The 17,638-nt window shown below is 71.7% G+C and carries 14 protein-coding genes; 7 read left to right on the top strand and 7 right to left on the bottom strand.

Annotation, left to right across the window (positions count from 1 at the left end):
* The first annotated feature begins 77 nt into the window (after positions 1-77).
* Complete coding sequence (locus Microterr_RS13585) at positions 78-1,064, top strand: LLM class F420-dependent oxidoreductase (protein ID WP_263797372.1); 987 nt, start codon at positions 78-80, stop codon at positions 1,062-1,064.
* Positions 1,065-1,131: 67 nt separating this feature from the next.
* On the opposite strand, the gene Microterr_RS13580 is transcribed toward Microterr_RS13585, so the two are convergent.
* Together Microterr_RS13580 and Microterr_RS13575 are read right to left on the bottom strand one after the other, a co-directional pair.
* Entirely contained in the window at positions 1,132-2,634 is a 1,503-nt protein-coding gene (locus Microterr_RS13580) for a carboxylesterase/lipase family protein (protein ID WP_263797374.1), read from the bottom strand.
* Entirely contained in the window at positions 2,624-3,247 is a 624-nt protein-coding gene (locus Microterr_RS13575) for a TetR/AcrR family transcriptional regulator (RefSeq protein WP_263797375.1), read from the bottom strand. The genes Microterr_RS13580 and Microterr_RS13575 overlap by 11 nt, the downstream gene beginning before the upstream one ends.
* Before the next feature lie 94 nt (positions 3,248-3,341).
* On the opposite strand from Microterr_RS13575, the gene Microterr_RS13570 reads away from it, so the two are divergent.
* Together Microterr_RS13570 and Microterr_RS13565 are read left to right on the top strand one after the other, a co-directional pair.
* Positions 3,342-4,640 (top strand): MFS transporter, encoded by a 1,299-nt coding sequence (locus Microterr_RS13570; protein ID WP_263797376.1) that lies wholly within the window; start codon positions 3,342-3,344, stop codon positions 4,638-4,640.
* A gap of 53 nt (positions 4,641-4,693) precedes the next feature.
* Positions 4,694-6,988, top strand: a complete 2,295-nt coding sequence (locus Microterr_RS13565) for a glycoside hydrolase family 3 C-terminal domain-containing protein (protein ID WP_263797377.1) — start codon at positions 4,694-4,696, stop codon at positions 6,986-6,988.
* Positions 6,989-7,136: 148 nt separating this feature from the next.
* Here Microterr_RS13565 and Microterr_RS13560 read toward each other — a convergent pair whose 3' ends face one another.
* The 3 genes from Microterr_RS13560 to galT form a co-directional block, all read right to left on the bottom strand.
* Entirely contained in the window at positions 7,137-7,973 is an 837-nt protein-coding gene (locus tag Microterr_RS13560; protein WP_263797379.1) for an alpha/beta fold hydrolase, read from the bottom strand.
* 102 nt (positions 7,974-8,075) lie between these two features.
* On the bottom strand, positions 8,076-9,203 hold the full coding sequence (galK, locus tag Microterr_RS13555) for a galactokinase (RefSeq protein WP_263797380.1): 1,128 nt from the start codon (positions 9,201-9,203) through the stop codon (positions 8,076-8,078).
* Positions 9,200-10,369, bottom strand: coding sequence for a galactose-1-phosphate uridylyltransferase (gene galT, locus Microterr_RS13550; protein ID WP_263797382.1), 1,170 nt, complete (start codon positions 10,367-10,369; stop codon positions 9,200-9,202). Before galT ends, galK begins: the two co-directional genes overlap by 4 nt.
* Positions 10,370-10,496: 127 nt before the next feature.
* Between galT and Microterr_RS13545 the strand changes: the two genes are divergently transcribed.
* Positions 10,497-11,459: a LacI family DNA-binding transcriptional regulator gene (locus Microterr_RS13545; RefSeq protein WP_263798750.1), complete on the top strand. Its 963-nt coding sequence runs from the start codon at positions 10,497-10,499 to the stop codon at positions 11,457-11,459.
* A 143-nt stretch (positions 11,460-11,602) separates the two neighbouring features.
* Here the strand turns inward: Microterr_RS13545 and galE are convergent, their stop codons facing one another.
* Positions 11,603-12,580, bottom strand: coding sequence for a UDP-glucose 4-epimerase GalE (gene galE / locus Microterr_RS13540; protein WP_263797383.1), 978 nt, complete (start codon positions 12,578-12,580; stop codon positions 11,603-11,605).
* 125 nt (positions 12,581-12,705) lie between these two features.
* Between galE and Microterr_RS13535 the strand changes: the two genes are divergently transcribed.
* Positions 12,706-13,815, top strand: a complete 1,110-nt coding sequence (locus tag Microterr_RS13535; RefSeq protein ID WP_263797384.1) for a glycerate kinase — start codon at positions 12,706-12,708, stop codon at positions 13,813-13,815.
* Between the two features lie 194 nt (positions 13,816-14,009).
* Here Microterr_RS13535 and Microterr_RS13530 read toward each other — a convergent pair whose 3' ends face one another.
* On the bottom strand, positions 14,010-15,200 hold the full coding sequence (locus Microterr_RS13530) for an ROK family protein (protein WP_263797385.1): 1,191 nt from the start codon (positions 15,198-15,200) through the stop codon (positions 14,010-14,012).
* A gap of 134 nt (positions 15,201-15,334) precedes the next feature.
* Here Microterr_RS13530 and Microterr_RS13525 point away from each other — a divergent pair, with 134 nt between their 5' ends.
* Together Microterr_RS13525 and Microterr_RS13520 are read left to right on the top strand one after the other, a co-directional pair.
* Entirely contained in the window at positions 15,335-16,642 is a 1,308-nt protein-coding gene (locus tag Microterr_RS13525; RefSeq protein ID WP_263797386.1) for an ABC transporter substrate-binding protein, read from the top strand.
* Between the two features lie 2 nt (positions 16,643-16,644).
* Positions 16,645-17,637, top strand: a complete 993-nt coding sequence (locus Microterr_RS13520) for a carbohydrate ABC transporter permease (RefSeq protein WP_263797388.1) — start codon at positions 16,645-16,647, stop codon at positions 17,635-17,637.
* The last annotated feature ends 1 nt before the right edge of the window (position 17,638 follow it).

Here is a 17,638-nt window from a genome sequence, read left to right as displayed (position 1 = left end):
ACGCCGCATCCGATCCGTGCGATGCGGCGTGTCCCGTCCGTAAACGGGATGGGGCGCGGATGGGGGATGCTGGACCAATGCGATTCGGAACCTTCATCCCCCAGGGCTGGCGTCACGACCTCGTCGGCATCGAGCCGTCTGACCAGTGGCGGGTGATGCGCACGCTCGCGCAGCGCGCCGACGAGGGGCCGTGGGAGTCGCTCTGGGTCTACGACCACTTCCACACGGTGCCGGTGGTCAGCGAGGAGGCGACGCACGAGGCGTGGACGCTGATGGCCGCGTTCGCGGCGGTGACCGACCGCATCCGTCTCGGCCAGATGTGCACGAGCATGGGCTACCGCAATCCCGCGTACCTGGCCAAGGTGGCCGCGACCGTCGACCACGTCTCCGGCGGGCGGGTCGAGATGGGCATCGGCGGCGGCTGGTACGAGCACGAGTGGCGCGCGTACGGCTACGGCTTCCCCGCGATCGCCGACCGGCTGGGCGCCCTCGACGAGGGTGTCCAGATCATGAAGCAGGCGTGGGAGACCGGCACGGCGACGCTGGCGGGAACGCACTTCCAGGTCGACGGCGCGATCGTGCGGCCGCTGCCCGTGCAGGCGGGCGGCATCCCGATCTGGGTCGCCGGCGGCGGGGAGAAGAAGACGCTGCGCACCGTCGCCAAGTACGCCGACTACGCGAACTGGGCCTCGAACCCCACGGAGTTCGCCCACAAGCGCGAGATCCTCGCCCGGCACGGGGAGGCGGTCGGGCGCGACATCTCCGAGATCGTGCTGTCCGCGAACTTCAACACCGTGGTCGGGGTGGACGACGCCGACGTCGCCCGCCGCCTCGACGCGATCGAGGCGCGCGTCGCGCCCTTCCTCGGTGACCGCCTCGACGCCTTCATGCACGACTACCGGTCCGGCGTGGCCCTCGTGGGCACGCCGGCGCAGGTGATCGAGCGGCTGCGCGCCATGGCCGATGTGGGCATGACGTATGCGATCCACTACTTCCCCGAGCTGGCGTACGACCGGTCGGGTGCGCAGCTGTTCGAGACCGAGGTCATCCCTGCGCTGAGCTGAGCCCGTTTCGTCTCGGTCGCTGCGCTCCCTCGCTCAACGAGCGCCGGCTCGTCTGGGCTGAGTCCGCTCAGACGAGCGCGCGCGCCGAGGCGAAGGCGTCGGCCTGCACATCCGGGCTCGTCGCGTCGGCGTCGAAGACGCGCGCGATCCCGGGGTGAGCCGACCACGGCGTCCAGCCCGGGTCCCCGTCGCGGATGAACGCGACGGCGGAGCCGTGGGATGCTGCCGCCAGCCCCCGCGGCGGGCGCGGCCCCGCGATGGCCCCCACCCCTTCGGCGTCGAGCACATCGAACCAGAAGGGCACGTCGAGGCAGTGGCACGCCCAGCCGTTCACCGGTGAGGCCCACGCGAACCGGTACGCCCAGGTGGGGGCGACGCCGCGTGCTTCGGCCACCTGCACGACAGTGCGGCGGAACACCCAGTCGGAGACGAACCGGCCGAGCACGGCCGCGGTGCCCTTGCGGCGCTGCGCGGTGTTGGCGGCGAGGTACGCCTTCCGCACCGCGGCGTCCGGCAGCAGTCGCCCGAGCGCGAGACCGGCGGGGACGAGCCGCAGCTTCCCCTTCGCCCCGTCGAGCGCCATCGAGAACTCGTCGTCCGTCGCGCCGAGCACGAGCGGCTTGTCGGCGCCGATTCCGGAGCGCAGCGCCTCGATGGTGGGCTCGGCGATGAGGTCGCCGTCGATCATCGGCCCCCACGACAGGCCGTCGTGCAGCAGGGAGGTCACACCGGCCATCGGCGAGGTGGAGCCGTGGGAGATGGCCTTCTCCTGCAGATCGATGAGGGTCTGCTCGTCGGCGCCGGCGAATCCGTCGCGGGTGGGGACGACGCCGGCCAGGTGCGCGAGCTTCGCCGACAGGGTCCGCGCGCGCTCCGGCGTGACGTTCGCGATCGCGCCCGACAGCGCCCACACGCCGTGGAAGAGGTGCTGTGCGGCCGGCATGCCGAGCAGGGTGAGCACGGCGCCGCCGCCGGCGGACTGACCGGCGATCGTCACGCGGGCCGGGTCGCCCCCGAAGGCGGCGACGTTCTGCTGCACCCACTCGAGTGCGAGCAGCCAGTCCCGCACGCCGCGGTTGGACGGGGCGCCCGCGATGTGCCCGAACCCGTCGAAGCCGAGCCGGTACGAGACGACGACCGTCACCACGCCGTCGCGCGCGAACGCGGCCCCGTCGTACCAGGGGCTCGCCGGCGACCCGGCGACGTACCCGCCGCCGTGGATGTACACGAGCACCGGCAGCTGCGCCCCGGCGGTACCGGGCGACGGGGTGAACACGTTGACGTTCAGCGTCGACGCACCGGGCACCGACGGCTCGGGGATCAGGGTGATGCCGGGGTCGCCGCGCTGTGCGGTGGCGCCGAAGACGATGGCGTCGCGGACGCCCTCCCAGGGCTCGGGCGGCACAGGCGCGGCGAACCGCAGGCCGCCGACCGCCGCCTGCGCGAACGGGATGCCGAGGAACGCGGCCGATGACCGCGCCTCGTCGCGCCAGAAGCCGCGGATCTCGCCCGGCCCGATCCGCACGACGGGCGCGGCGCCGGCCGTGGACGCTGAGGGCTCAGCGCTCATCGGAGCCGCCCGGCCACAGCACCTCGAAGAGCGCATCGATCGTGCCGGCCATATCGACGTCGGGCTCCAGCATCCACTGGATCTGAAGTCCGTCGGCGACGGCCTGGAAGATTCGTGCCAGCGTCTCGGGGGGCACGGAGGTCGTGAGCGTGCCCGCGGCCTGGCGCTGGGCGAGAGCGGCGGTGAACGTCGAGCGCAGCAGCGTGCCGCGCTCGACGAAGAAGTCGTGGGCGGGATGCTGCGGGTCGACCGCGTCGACCGCCAGCCGCGAGAACAGCTGCACGAGACCCGGCACGTCGGCGTTGTGCCTGATCAGGCTGAGGTACGCGACCCGCATGTCCGGCGTCTCGTCGGCCTCCGCATCAAGGGGGCCGAACGCGGCGCTGTCGACCTCATCGCGCTTGCGGAGGATCTCGGTGAAGAGCTCCTCCTTCGAGTCGAAGTAGTGCAGCAGCCCTGCCTGGCTGAGTCCCACCGCTTCCGCGAGCTCCTTCACGGAGGCGCCGCGATACCCCTCACGGGCGATCACCTCGAGGGCGCGGGTGAGGATCTCGTCGCGCTTGGCGACGCCCTTGGCATACGCGCCACGGCGGCGGGGAGCTTCATCGGTCATAGGAAAGAGTAAAACCGAATGACGCTTGTTTCTCAAAACCAAATGTCATATGGTTTCTACGCGCAGCCACGGTGGCTGCCGAGAGGAACCGACGATGACGTCAGAATCCCTGGTGGAACCCGCCGCCCCCATCACCGAGAACACCTTCGTCGCCACCGCCGCAGGCAACGACGACCCGCCCCCGCCGATCAAGGGCCTGCGCCGCCTGTTCGGGTGGGTCATCCCCGCGAACCTCGCGATCTTCATCGTCTGGGGCGCCGTGCCCGGCATCCTCCTGCCCGCGCAGATCACCGCGCTGTTCGGCGAGGGGAACAAGGTCGCCAACCTCGCGATCGTCGCCACGATCGGCGCCTTCGCAGCCATGCTCGCCCAGCCGATCGCGGGGCAGATCTCCGACCGCACCCGCACCCGGTGGGGCCGTCGCGCGCCGTGGATGGTGATCGGCGCGCTCACCGGTGCCCTCTCGCTCGTCGGGCTCGCCTTCGCGGACAGCCTCATCGGCGTCGTGATCGCCTGGACCCTCGTGCAGATCACCTACAACTTCGCGCAGGGGCCCCTCAGCGCGGTCATGCCCGACCGCGTCCCCCTCGCCCGTCGCGGCACCTTCGCCGCGCTCTCCGGCATCGGACTCATGGTCGGTGCCCTGGGCGGCTCGATCGTCGGCGCGCTGTTCTACAACAGCATCGCCGCCGGCTATCTGACGTTCGCCGTCATCTCGGTCGTCGGGCTCAGCCTGTTCGTGATCTTCAACCCCGACTACCCGAGCACCAGGCTCGTGCTCGAGCCGTTCAAGCTCGGCGACTTCCTCCGCACCTTCTGGGTGAACCCGATCAAGCATCCCGACTTCTTCTGGGCGTTCACCGGCCGACTGCTGCTCTACACCGGCTACTTCGCGGTGACGGGCTACCAGCTGTTCCTGCTCACCGACTACTTCGGGGTCGAGCACCCCGAGACCGTCATCCCGCTGCTCGGTCTGATGAGCCTGGTCGGAATCATCATCTCGACCGTGGTGGCCGGACCGCTCTCCGACCGGATCGGCCGCCGGAAGCCCTTCATCTTCGCGTCCGCCGCCGTGGTCAGCCTGGCGTTCCTGCTGCCGTGGTTCTGGCAGGACCTCACCGCCTGGATCCTGATGACGATCATCGCCGGCTTCGGGTTCGGCATGTTCCAGGCGGTGGACACCGCGCTGATGAGCGAGGTGCTGCCGTCGGCGAAGTCGTTCGCCAAGGACCTCGGCGTCGTGAACATCGCCGCAACCCTCCCGCAGACCCTCGCCCCCGGCGTCGCCGGCGTCATCGTGCTGATCTTCGGCTACGCGGGGCTGTTCCCCGTGGCGATCGTGCTGGGCCTGCTCGGCGCGCTCGCCGTGTGGCCGATCAGGTCGACGCGCTGACCGGCATCCGCGCTACTGAACCGATAATACGAATCGACACGAAAGCGAATCTCATGACCGAAACGAGCACCACGGCGCCTGACGCGGCCGTCGCCGACCTGACCCTCGAGGAGAAGGCATCGCTGACCAGCGGCGCGAGCTTCTGGTACACGAAGGCGATCGACCGCGTCGGGGTCCCCAGCATCATGGTCACGGACGGCCCGCACGGCCTGCGCAAGCAGGCCGAGGGTGGCGACCACCTCGGCCTCGGCGCCAGCGTGCCGGCGACCTGCTTCCCGCCGGCCGTGGGCCTCGGCTCGTCGTGGGACACCGAGCTCGTCGAGCGTGTCGGTGAAGCCCTCGGGGTCGAGACCTCGATCGAGAACGTCGCAGTGCTGCTCGGACCCGGCATCAACATCAAGCGCTCGCCGCTGTGCGGCCGCAACTTCGAGTACCTCTCCGAGGACCCGATCGTGTCGGGCGTGATCGGCGCCGCCCTGGTGAAGGGCATCCAGTCGAAGGGTGTGGGCACCTCGCTCAAGCACTTCGCCGCGAACAACCAGGAGAACGACCGGATGCGGTCGAGCTCGGATGTCGACGCGCGCCCGCTGCACGAGATCTACCTGCGCGGGTTCCAGCGGGTGGTCGAGGACGCACAGCCGTGGACCGTCATGTGCTCGTACAACCGCATCAACGGCGTCTACGCGTCGGAGGACCCGTGGCTGCTGACGTCCGTGCTCCGCGATGAGTGGGGCTTCGAGGGTCTCGTGGTCTCGGACTGGGGCGCCGTCAACGATCGCGTGACGGGCCTCGCCGCGGGCATGGACCTCGAGATGCCCTCGTCGAACGGCGTGACCGACGCGCAGATCGTCGCCGCCGTCCAGGACGGCTCGCTCGACGAGTCGGTCGTCGATGTCGCCGCCGGCCGGGTGCTCGACCTGGTGCGCAAGGCCCGGACCGGTGCCGGTGCGGTCGAGGGCCCGCTCGACGTCGATGCCCACCACGCGCTCGCTCGCGAGGCCGCCGGCCGCTCGATCGTGCTGCTGCAGAACAGGGGCGCCGTCCTGCCGCTGTCGCCCGAGTCGTCGATCGCCGTGGTCGGCGTCTTCGCCGAGAAGCCCCGGTACCAGGGTGCCGGCTCGTCGATGATCAACCCCACGCGCCTCGACAGCGCGCTGGACGAGATCCGCGCGGCAGCTTCCGGCGAGGTCGCCTACGCGGCGGGCTTCAGCGTCGCCGTCGACCCGTCGGCGGACGAGACGACCGCGCTCCGCGAGGAGGCTGTGGCCGCGGCATCCGCTGCCGATGTCGCGGTCGTCTTCCTCGGTCTGCCTGCCCGCCTCGAGTCGGAGGGCTACGACCGCGAGGACATCGACCTTCCTGCGGCGCAGCTCGAGCTGCTCGACGCGGTGCTCGAGGTCAACCCGAACACGGTCGTCGTGCTCTCCAACGGAAGTGTCGTCGCGCTGCCCTTCGCCGACCGGGTCCCCGCGATCCTCGAGGGATGGCTGCTCGGCCAGGCGGGCGGCGGCGCCACCGCCGACGTGCTGTTCGGCGCGGTGAACCCGTCGGCAAAGCTCACCGAGACGATTCCGCTGCGGCTGGAGGACACCCCTTCGTTCCTCGACTTCCCCGGCGAGCACTCCCACACGCGCTACGGCGAGGGGCTGTTCGTGGGCTACCGCTGGTACGACGCGCGTCGCATGGACGTGGCGTTCCCGTTCGGCCACGGCCTCTCGTACACGACCTTCGCGTACGGGGATGCCGCGGCCGCCGTGCGCCCGGACGGCGACATCGAGGTCTCGGTGACGGTCACCAACTCCGGCGACCGTGCCGGCCGCGAGGTCGTCCAGGTCTACACCTCCCTCCCCGGCGGCACGATCCAGCGTCCTCAGCGCGAGCTCAAGGCGTTCACCTCGGTCGGACTCGAGGCGGGCGAGAGCCGCGAGGTCGTGCTGACGGTGCGCCGAAAGGACCTCGCCTACTGGGACACCCGGATCGACGGCTGGCTCGTCGAGGGCGGCGACTACGTGGTGGATGTCGCCGCGTCGAGCCGCGACATCCGCTCCTCCGTCACGGTCGCCGTAGAGGCCGACGCCTTCGTGCTGCCGCTGTCGCGCACCTCGTCGATCGGCGAGGTCATGGCCCACCCGGTCGTCGGAGCCATGGTGCAGGCGGCGATCAGTCAGATGATGGGCGGCATGGAGGGGGTCGAGGCGATCATGCCCGAGGGCGTCGACGCGTCGAAGATGATGGAGTCGTTCCCGATCGGCCGCGCCGGCATGTTCGCCGGCGCCGATTCGGGCGGTGCGATCAACTCCGAGATGATCGACGGCCTGATCGCGATGGCGAACGCCCCGCAGCAGTAGCCCGGGTCACCCTCCCCGCCGAATCCATGCCCTTCGCGCCGAGTCCAGCCCTTCGGGGTGCGCGAGGGCATGGATTCGGTGCGAAGACGGTGGATTCGACGAAGCTCACGGCGCGCAGCGACGCAGCGCGGCGGCCCCGCGGTGCGGGTCAGCCGGCGAGGAACTCCAGGATCGCGGCGGAGACCTCGTCGCCGTGGGTCCACAGCATCCCGTGCGGGGCTCCTTCGATCTCGAGATAGGTCGCGGTCGGCAGCAGGTCCTTGAAGCGACGCGCGGTCACGTCGATCGGGAGGATGTTGTCGGCCGTGCCGTGCACGATGAGCGAGGGCACGTCGATGTGCGGGATGTCGGCGCGGAAGTCGGTCGGCCAGGTCAGCGGCGCCGCGACGATCGCGGTGTTGCCTGCCTGATTCGCGATCTGGATGCTGGCATCCAGCGCTTCCTGCGAGATGCGCTCATCGAGATTCTCGTCGAGGTTGTAGAAGTCGCTGAAGAACCCGGTGAGGAACGCGTACCGGTCGTCGCGGACGGCGGCACTGGTGTCGTCGAAGAACGACTGCGGGCCGGCGCCCTCCGGGTTGTCGTCGGTCTTCAGCAGGTACGGCTCGAGCGAGCCGAGGAAGACCGCCTTCGACACCCTGCCGCTGCCGTAGCGCGACAGGTAGCGCGCGATCTCGCCCGTGCCCATCGAGAAGCCGACCAGCACCGCGTCGCGCAGGTCGAGGTCTTCGATGATCGCGTGCAGGTCAGCCGCGAACGTGTCGTAGTCGTAGCCCGAGCCCGCCTTGGTCGAGGCCCCGAAGCCGCGCCGGTCGTACGCGATCACGCGGTAGCCGGCATCGAGGAGCGCGGCCTGCTGCTTGCCCCACGACTCCCCGTTCAGCGGGAATCCGTGGATCAGCACGACCGGATCGCCGGTGCCCTGATCGGTGTAGAACAGCTCGACGTCGACCGAGTTCTCGGTGCCGACGGTGATGTACGCCACGGTCGCTCCTCACGCGCCGGGGCCCGGTGCTCCGGCTTCGTCCACGACGTTACGGCGGAGCATCCGCCCACGGGAAGGGGGTTGACGCCCAGCAGGCTCGGCCTAGGCGTCGCGGCCGGCCCCGGCCGACGGCGACACGGTGAAGATGTGCGGGGCGGCGAAGCCGCGCTCGGCGAAGGCGGCGGCGACAGCATCCGTCACGCGCTCCGCGTCGGCGTGGCGCACCAGGGCGATCGCCGCACCGCCGAAGCCGCCGCCGGTCATCCTGGCGCCGATCGCACCGGCCGACATCGCCGCCTCGACTGCCGTGTCGAGCTCGGGCACCGAGATCTCGAAGTCGTCGCGCATCGAGGCGTGCGACGCCAGCAGCAGCGGCCCGATCGCGTCGGGGCCTTCTTCTGCGAGCGTGGCGACGGTGTCGAGCACGCGCTGGTTCTCGGTGACGACGTGGCGCACGCGCCGGAAGGTGACGTCGTCCATCAGCCCCTGCGCGCGGTCGAGGTCGGCGACCGACAGGTCGCGCAGCGCCGGGACGCCCATGATCCGGGCGCCGAGCTCGCACGACGCGCGGCGCTCGCCGTAGCCGCCGGTGGAGTGCGCGTGCTTGACGTGGGTGTCCATCACCAGGAGTTCGAGGCCCGCGGCGGCGAAGCCCAGGTCGATCACCTGCGCCTCGAGCGAGCGGCAGTCGAGGAAGATCGCGGCGTCGGCGCGGCCGAGCATCGCGGCCATCTGGTCCATGATCCCGGTGGGTGCGCCGACAGCCTCGTTCTCGGCGGTGCGGCCGACCTTCGCGAGGGCCACGCGGTCGAGTCCGAGGCCCCACACGTCGTTCAGGGCGGATGCGGTGGCCCCCTCGATCGCGGCGGACGACGAGAGGCCTGCCCCGACCGGAACGGTGCTCGAGATGTCGAGGTCGACGCCGGAGACGGCATCCGCGCCCGTGGCCTGCAGCAGCGCCCAGGCGACGCCGAGCGGGTAGCGCGTCCACTCCGGCACCTGCTCGCGGTCAGCGGGGAAGATCTCGGCGAGGGTGTCGATCGACACCTCGGCCGGCTCGGGGTCGAACGTCGAGGTCACGCGGATGCGGCGGTCGTCGCGAGCGGTGAGGGCGACCGTGGTGCGGTGCTCGATCGCGAACGGCAGCACGAAGCCCTCGTTGTAGTCGGTGTGCTCGCCGATCAGGTTGACGCGGCCGGGGGCGGACCAGGTGCCGGTGGGGGTGCTCACAGCGTGACTCCTTCGACGGCGGCGCGCAGGCGCTCGGCCGACTGCTCGGGCGGGACGTCGCCGATCCAGGCGCCCATGGCGGCCTCGGATCCGGCCATGAACTTCAGCTTGTCGGCCGCGCGGCGCGGGCTGGTGAGCTGCAGGTGCAGGCGGGCGGTGTCGCGGCCGCGGTGCACGGGCGCCTGGTGCCAGGCGGCGATGTAGGGGGTGGGCGTGTCGTAGAGCGCGTCGACGCCGCGCAGCAGGCGCAGGTAGAGCGGGGCGAGCTCGTCGCGCTCCTCGGGGCTCGTCGCGGCGAAGTCGGCGACGTGGCGGTGGGGCAGCAGGTGCACCTCGAGCGGCCAGCGCGCGGCGAACGGGACGAACGCGGTCCAGTGCTCGCCCTGCAGGATGACGCGGGGTCCCTGCTGCTCGAACTCGAGGATGCGCTGGAACAGGTCGGGCGCCGTCCGGTCGATGGTGTCGAGCAGTCGCTGCGTGCGCGGAGTGATGTACGGGTACGAGTAGATCTGGCCGTGCGGATGCTGCAGCGTCACGCCGATGGCCTCGCCCCGGTTCTCGAACGGGAACACCTGCTCGATGCCCGGCAGCGCGGAGAGCGCGGCGGTGCGGTCGGCCCATGCCTCAATCACCGTGCGGGCGCGCGTGACCGTCAGGGTGCCGAACGATCCGGCGTGCTCGGGGCTGAAGCAGACGACCTCGCACCGGCCGACCGAGGTGCGGGTGCGGCCGAGGCCGAGCGCATCGAGATCGTCGAGCCCTCGGGGTGGGTCGGCCGCCGCGGGGGCGTCGCCGGTGGCCTCGGCGAGGGCGGGGCCGAACGACGGGGACTTGTTCTCGAACACCGCGACGTCGTACATCGACGGCACCTCGGACGGATTGGTCGGGGTCTGCGGGGCGAGCGGATCGAGCTCGGCCGGCGGGAGGAACGCGCGGTTCTGGCGGGCCGAGGCGACCGAGATCCAGTCGCCCGTGAGGATGTCCTGGCGCATCGTCGCCGTGGCCGGCCGCGGGTCGAGGGTGCGGGCGTCGACGGCGCGCTCTGCTCCGAGCGTGGTGCCGGGGTCGTCGAAGTAGATGAGCTCGCGGCCGTCGGCGAGGCGGGTGGACCGCTTCACCACTCCGGCACCGAGTGCGGTGGGCGCGGTGAACTCCTCAGACGTCATGACCTGACGGTATCAAGCGTGCGTGTTATCGTCAACATGGCGGGATGCTCGCGAGGCTCCGCCCGGCGGAAGGACGCGCATGGAGACCGATCGGACGGCGCAGGACGCGCGGCGGACGCGAGTGTCGATGGCCGACGTGGCGGCCGCGGCCGGGGTGTCCGGCCAGACCGTGTCGCGCGTGGTGAACGGCAGCCCCCGCGTCGACCCCGCGACGCGGCTCGCGGTCGAGCAGGCCATGGCGCGACTCGGCTATCGCATGCACCGGGCGGCGCGGGCGCTGCGCACCGGGCGCACCCACACGATCGGCGTGGTGGTCTCGACGCTCGCGACGGTCGGCAACTTCCGCATGCTGCAGGCGCTGACGGATGCTGCGGCGACCCGCGACTACGCCGTCACGGTCGTGACGCTCGGAGCGGGCGCGACGGTCGCTGACGCGTTCGAGCGGCTGCGCGACCAGGGCGTCGACGGCGCGGTGGTGCTGAACGAGGCGACCGCCGCCGTCACGGATGCGCCGACCGGGCTGGAGCTCGTGGTCGTCGACGCCCCGCCGGAGGCCGGGCTGCGCATCGTGCAGTCGGATCATGCCGGCGGTGCCCGTGCGGCCGTCGAGCATCTGCTCGCGCTGGGCCACCGCACCGTGCACCATCTCGCGGGGCCGGTCGGCTCGTTCGCTGCCGCGGAGCGCGAGCGCGGGTGGCGGGAGGCGCTCGCCGGGCGCGAGGTGCCCGAGCCGCTGCGCGGAGACTGGGCGGCAGCATCCGGCCATCGCGCCGTCGCGGCCCTCGACGCGGACGCCACCGCGCTGTTCGCGGCGAACGACCAGATGGCGCTCGGCGCGCTGCGCGGGCTCGCCGGGAGCGGGCGAGACGTGCCGGGCCGGGTGAGCGTGGTCGGGTTCGACGACGTCGCCGATGCCGCCGACTACCGCCCGCCGCTGACCACCGTGCGGCAGGACTTCGACGCGCTCGGCGAGCACGCCGTCGCGGCCCTGGTCGCCGCGATCGAGGGCGCCGCGGGTGCCGCGTCGCGGGCCGAATCCGTGCCGACCACCCTCGTCGTGCGCGAGAGCACCGCGGTCCCGCCGGCCTGAGGTCGCTCCGACTCTCTCTCTCTCTCTTCTGTCGCGAGATAAGGAGATGACGCCGGGGGAGGTCTCCTCGGTGCGGACCCATCCTCCGGTAGCCCCATTTCCTTATCTCGCGACAAGGGGGGCGGGGGCGTGACCGGGGGACGTCAGCGCGCGGCGGTGCGGGCCTCCCAGCCCGAGCGCACCATCTCGTCGACCGAGTAGCGGTTGGCCCAGTCGAGGTCGCGCGCGGCCAGTTCGCCGGTCGCGACGATCCGGTCGGGGTCGCCGGGGCGGCGCGCCGCGATCTCGGGCGTGAAGTCGATGCCGGTCACCCGGGCCATCGCGTCCATGATCTCGCGCACGCTCAGGCCGTTGCGCGAGCCCAGGTTGTACGCGGGCTCCACCGGCTCGCCGGCGGCCAGACGCTGCGCGGCCACGACGTGCGCGGCGGCGATGTCGGCGACGTGCACGTAGTCGCGCACGTTGGTGCCGTCGGGAGTGCCGTAGTCGTCGCCGTAGATGCGGGGGGTCCTGCCTTCCACGAGCGCCTCGAAGACGAGCGGGAACAGGTTGTGCGGGCTGGTGTCGTAGATCGACGGGTCGCCGGATCCGACGACGTTGAAGTACCGCAGCGAGGTGTGCCGGAGCGGATGCTGCGCCCCCGCCGTCGCGACCGCCTGATCGCGGAGCAGCCACTCGCCGATGAGCTTCGACTCGCCGTAGGGGGAGGCGGGACGCTTGGGCAGGTCTTCGGTGACGAGCTCGACGTCCGGGGTGCCGTAGACCGCCGCGGACGAGGAGAACACCAGACGCGGGACACCGGCCGCATCCATCGCCTCCAGCACGATCCGCGTGCCCTCGACGTTCTGCGAGTAGGTGTGCAGGGGACGCTGCACCGAGACGCCGGCGTACTTGAAGCCGGCGACGTGGATGACGCCCTCGACATCGTGCTCGCGCAGGGTGCGCTCGACGAGGTCGCGGTCGAGGATCGAGCCCTGCACGAACGGCACCCCGTCCGGCACGAAGGACGCGTGCCCGCTGGAGAGGTCGTCGATGACGACGGGGGGCAGACCGGCATCCGCCAGTGCACGGACGATGTGGGCGCCGATGTAGCCGGCGCCGCCGGTCACAAGCCAGGACATGTCACTCCTCGAGAGATGGGTGGGCGACGAACTCTCATTCTGCCCTGCGGCCGTGCGCCGCGCCGAACAGCCGAGGCGTCGCCGCGTTCACGCGTGGCCCCGGGCGCGGATGGGAGGATCGGCCCATGCGTCGCACCGTCGTCATCGCCCCCGACAGCTTCAAGGGCTCGATCGCCGCGGCGGCGGCCGCCTCGGCGATCGCCGACGGCTGGCGCGAGGTCGATCCGGGCGCCGAGCTCGTCCTGCGGCCGATGGCCGACGGCGGCGAGGGCACGCTCGACGCCTTCGCTGCCGCGGTGCCCGGCGCGCGCCGCATGCCCGTGCGCGTCACCGGCCCGGATGGTGCCGAGGTCGGCGCGGCCTGGCTGCTGCTGCCCGACGGCACGGGAGTCGTCGAGCTGGCCTCGACCTCGGGCATCGAGCTGCTCGGCGACCGGCGGCTCCCGCTCGATGCGCACACCCTCGGATTCGGCCAGGCGATCGCCGCCGCCCTGGATCACGGCGTCGCGCGTCTCGTCCTCGGCATCGGGTCGAGCGCGTCCACCGATGGCGGCACCGGGCTCCTGGCGGCGCTCGGCGCGCGATTCGCGGATGCTGCCGGCCACCCGATCGCGCCGGGCGCGCGTGGTCTGGGCGCACTGGCGTCCGCAGACCTGTCCGCGCTCCGCCGCGTGCCTCCGGGCGGGGTGGTCGTGCTCGGCGACGTGACCAATCCGCTCTGCGGGCCGGAGGGTGCGGCTGCGGTGTTCGGACCCCAGAAGGGGCTCGACCCCGCGCAGGTGGCGGCTGCCGACGCGGGACTCGCTCGGCTGGCCGCCTCTGTCGCGGGCCAGGGTGGCGTCGACCCGTTCGCGCCGGGCGCGGGGGCAGCCGGCGGCACAGGCTTCGCGCTACTCGCGTGGGGAGCGGAGATCGTGCCGGGTGCCGTGGCGGTCGCCGACCTGATCGGGCTGCCGGATGCGGTGGCGACAGCATCCGTCGTCGTCACGGGGGAGGGGTCGTACGACCGGCAGTCCGCCGCCGGCAAGGCGCCCGCACACGTGGCCGCGCTCGCCGCGGGGCACGGGGTGCCCGTCGCGGTGGTCGCGGGGCGCATCGCCGCCGATGCCGACGTCAGCGCGCTCGCGGCCGCCGTCTCCCTCACCGATCTGGCGGGCTCCTCGGCTGCAGCGCTCGCGGATCCCGCGCGCTGGCTGTGCTCGGCCGGAGCCGATCTGGCCCGCAGAATCGGGTAGCGGCGCCCGCGGCCAACCAGCCCGCCGGTTGAGGTGTCAGTTGGTGCCGCTTCGCGCCGCCGACCCGACCAGAACTGCCACCTGGCGAGCGCCCGCCGGCCAGCCCGCCGGTTGAGGTGTCAGATAGTGCCGCTTCGCGCCGCCGACCCGACCATAACTGCCACCTCGCACCACAGCGGCAGCCCGACCCGCCCTCACCCGAGCGGGTCGCGCAGGAGCTCGGCGAACGCCGCCTCTGCCGCACCGAACAGCAGCCGGTCGCCGGCGAGTGCGGCCGGACGGATGCTGAGTCCCTCGGCATTGGCGTGCATCGCCTGGGCCGAGACCGCGGCGACGAGTCCGTCGAGGTCGCGGGCCGCGATCGTCGCGAGGAACCCGCCGAGGACCACGACCGACGGATTCAGCACGTTGACCGCGTTGGCCAGCGCCGTGGAAAGGATGCGGCGCTGCCGCTCGACCTCGTCGTGCACGGCGTCGTCCGCCGAGGCCGACAGTGCGGCGGCCAGGGTCGGCTCGTCGGCGTGCCGCAGCCGCAGCGCCGCCAGCAGGCGCGCGCGGCTGACCTCGTCCTCGAGCACCCCGGCGTCCGCACGCCGGTCGGCGCCCGCCGCGATGCCTGGACGGTTCTGCCCGAACTCGCCGGCGTAGCCTCCGGTTCCGCCGACGGCGATGCCGTGGACGATGAGCCCGCCGCCGATGCCGCTCGCGCCGCCGTTGAGGTACACGACGTCGTCGACGCCGCGCGCCGCCCCGAACAGGTGCTCGGCCAGGGTGCCGAGCGATGCGTCGTTGCCGATCGCCACGGGAAGCCCGGTCGCCTCGGCGACCAGGTCGCGCAGCGGCTCGTCGGTCCACTTCAGGTGCGGGGCGTCGCGCACCAGCCCGTCGGAGGCGCGCACCAGGCCAGGCACCGCGAGCCCGACGCCCGCGATGCGGGTGGATGCCAGCATCCCGCTCCGCCACTCCGCGAGCGTCGCGGCGATGAGCTCGGCGGTCTCGGCGGGGGAGAGCAGGTGATCGAGCTCGATGCGGGTGCGGACCGGGATGCTGCGATCCAGCGCCACGGCGGCGATCTCGAGCGCGTCGACCTCCGGGTTCGCCGCGATCGCCACCACCTCGGCGCTCGCCGAGACGACCGGCGACGGCCGCCCGACCCGGCGTGAGGGATCGGGGGCGTGCTCCACCACCAGCCCGGCCGCGACGAGATCGGCCACCAGGTCGGCGATCGTCGAGCGGTTCAGCGCGGTGGTCTCGGTCAGCGCGGCGCGCGAGAGCGGGCCCTCCACGTGCGCGAGGCGCAGGATGCGCGCGAGGTTGCGCTGGCGCACGCCCTCCGCGGCGCTGCCCTGTCGCGCGCCGTCCGCGGCGCCGGTGGAATCGGCCATCTGCTCACTGTATGAGATCCGATCGTGACCTTGCGCACATTTGTTGCTCTTGACCACGAAACCCCCGCAACCTATTCTGGCGATGTCCACATCACTTTTCGACATTGCAGTCGAAACTTTCGAGAGGTTCAAGGATGAACAGACGCAGCATGACGCGAGCCGCGGCAGGGCTCGCAGCCGCGGGATTGGCGATCGGCGCACTGGCCGGGTGTGCGGGCAGCACGTCCGCCGAGCCGAGCGACGACGCCAGCGGAGGGGACGTCACCCTCACCTGGTGGCACAACGCCACCTCCGGCCCGCTCCCCGCCGTGTGGGAGAAGGTCGCGAAGGACTTCGAGGACGCGCACCCGGGCGTCACCGTCGAGCAGACCGGCTACCAGAACGAGGACCTGCAGCGCACGCTCATCCCGAACGCGCTCGCGGCGGGCGACCCGCCGGACCTGTTCCAGGTGTGGCCGGGCGGCGAGATCCGCGGGCAGGTCGAGAACGGCTACCTCATGCCGCTCGACGATGTCATCGGCGACACCATCACGAGCGTCGGCGCCACCGTCAACCCGTGGCAGGTCGACGGCAAGACCTACGCGGTGCCGTTCACCTTCGGCATCGAGGGCTTCTGGTACAACACCGACCTGTTCGCCGAGGCCGGCATCGACGCGCCCCCGACCACGCTCGACGAGCTCAAGGACGACGTGGCCAAGCTCCGCGACGCGGGCATCACCCCGATCTCGGTCGGCGCCGGCGACAAGTGGCCAGCCGCGCACTGGTGGTACCAGTTCGCGCTGCACTCCTGCTCGCCCGAGACGCTGCAGGCCGCAGCAGCCGACTTCGACTTCAGCGACCCGTGCTTCGTCGACGCCGGTCAGGAGCTCGAGGACTTCATCGGCATCAACCCGTTCCAGGACGGCTTCCTCGGCACGCCGGCCCAGACCGGCGCGGGCAGCTCGGCTGGTCTCGTCGCCAACGGCGACGCGGCCATGGAGCTGATGGGCCACTGGAACGCGGGCGTCATCGGCGGCCTCACCGAAGACCAGAAGGTGCCTGCCTTCCTCGGCTGGTTCCCGTTCCCGGCGATCGAGGGCTCGGCCGGCGACCCCGGCGCCGCGCTCGGCGGCGGTGACGGCTTCGGCTGCTCGGCGGAGGCTCCGCCCCAGTGCGCCGACCTGCTCGCCTACATCATGAGCGAAGACGTGCAGAAGGAGTTCGCCGCGAGCGGCTCCGGCATCCCCACGGTGGCAGCCGCCCAGGCGTCGCTCGAGGACCCGAACCTCAAGCTCGTCGCCGACGGCCTCGCGCAGGCATCGTTCGTGCAGCTGTGGCTCGACACCGAGTACGGCACCACGGTCGGCAACGCGATGAACGAGGGCATCGTCAACCTCTTCGGCGGGGCGGGAACGCCCGAGGACATCGTCAAGAAGATGGAAGACGCGGCCGGCACGCTGTGACGATGACCGCTGCACAGCCCGGGCTCGCGGTGACCACCGCGGGCCCGGGTCCCACCCCCGTCCGACGCCGCTCGGGAGCGAAGGCGCGCAAGCGCGCCGAGATCGCCCTGTTCACGGCACCCGCGCTGTTCCTGTTCCTCGGCTTCGTGATCCTGCCGGTGATCCTCGCCGCGGTCTACAGCTTCTACAACCTCCCCGCGGCCTTCCAGTGGAGCCACCTCGCCGACCCGGAGCGCTTCGTCGGCTTCGAGAACTACGTCCGCGCGCTCACGACGCCCGAGTTCCTCAAGGCGATCGGCAACACCTTCCTCATCCTCTTCGCCTCGCTGCTCGTGCAGGGACCCATCGCGATCGGGGTGGCGCTGCTGCTCAATCGCCCGATGCGGGGACGCGCGGCGCTGCGGCTGCTCATCTTCGTGCCCTACGTGCTCGCCGAGGTCATCGCCGGCCTCGCCTGGAAGCTGCTGCTGCAGCCGAACGGCGGCGTCAATGCGATGCTGGCCGCATTCGGTCTCGAGGACCTCCAGCGCGCCTGGCTCGCCGACCCGGCGATCGCCCTGTGGACGATCTTCCTCATCCTGACCTGGAAGTACGTCGGCTTCGCCATCCTGCTCATGCTCGCCGGCCTGCAGGGCGTGCCCGAGGAGCTCGCCGAGGCCGCGCAGCTCGACGGCGCGAGCTGGTGGCAGATCCAGCGCCACATCACGCTGCCGCTGCTCGGACCCACCATCCGCATCTGGGCGTTCCTGTCGATCATCGGCTCGCTGCAGGTCTTCGACATGGTGTGGGTCACGGTCGCCCCGACCGTCCGCCAGATGGCCACGGAGACCATGGCGACCTACATGGTGCAGCAGGGCCAGTTCGCCGGCCAGCCCGGCTACGGCAGTGCCATCGCCGTCATCCTGTTCGTCATCTCCCTCGTCATCGCGCTCGCCTACCAGCGCTTCGCCCTCCGCCGCGATCTCGCCGGCGCCGTCACCTCGGGAGTGCGCTGAC

It is taken from the genome of Microbacterium terricola, assembly GCF_027943945.1.
Lineage (GTDB): Bacteria > Actinomycetota > Actinomycetes > Actinomycetales > Microbacteriaceae > Microbacterium > Microbacterium terricola.
Note: the sequence above shows the minus strand (reverse complement) of the source record. Positions and strands in the feature narration are given on the sequence as shown.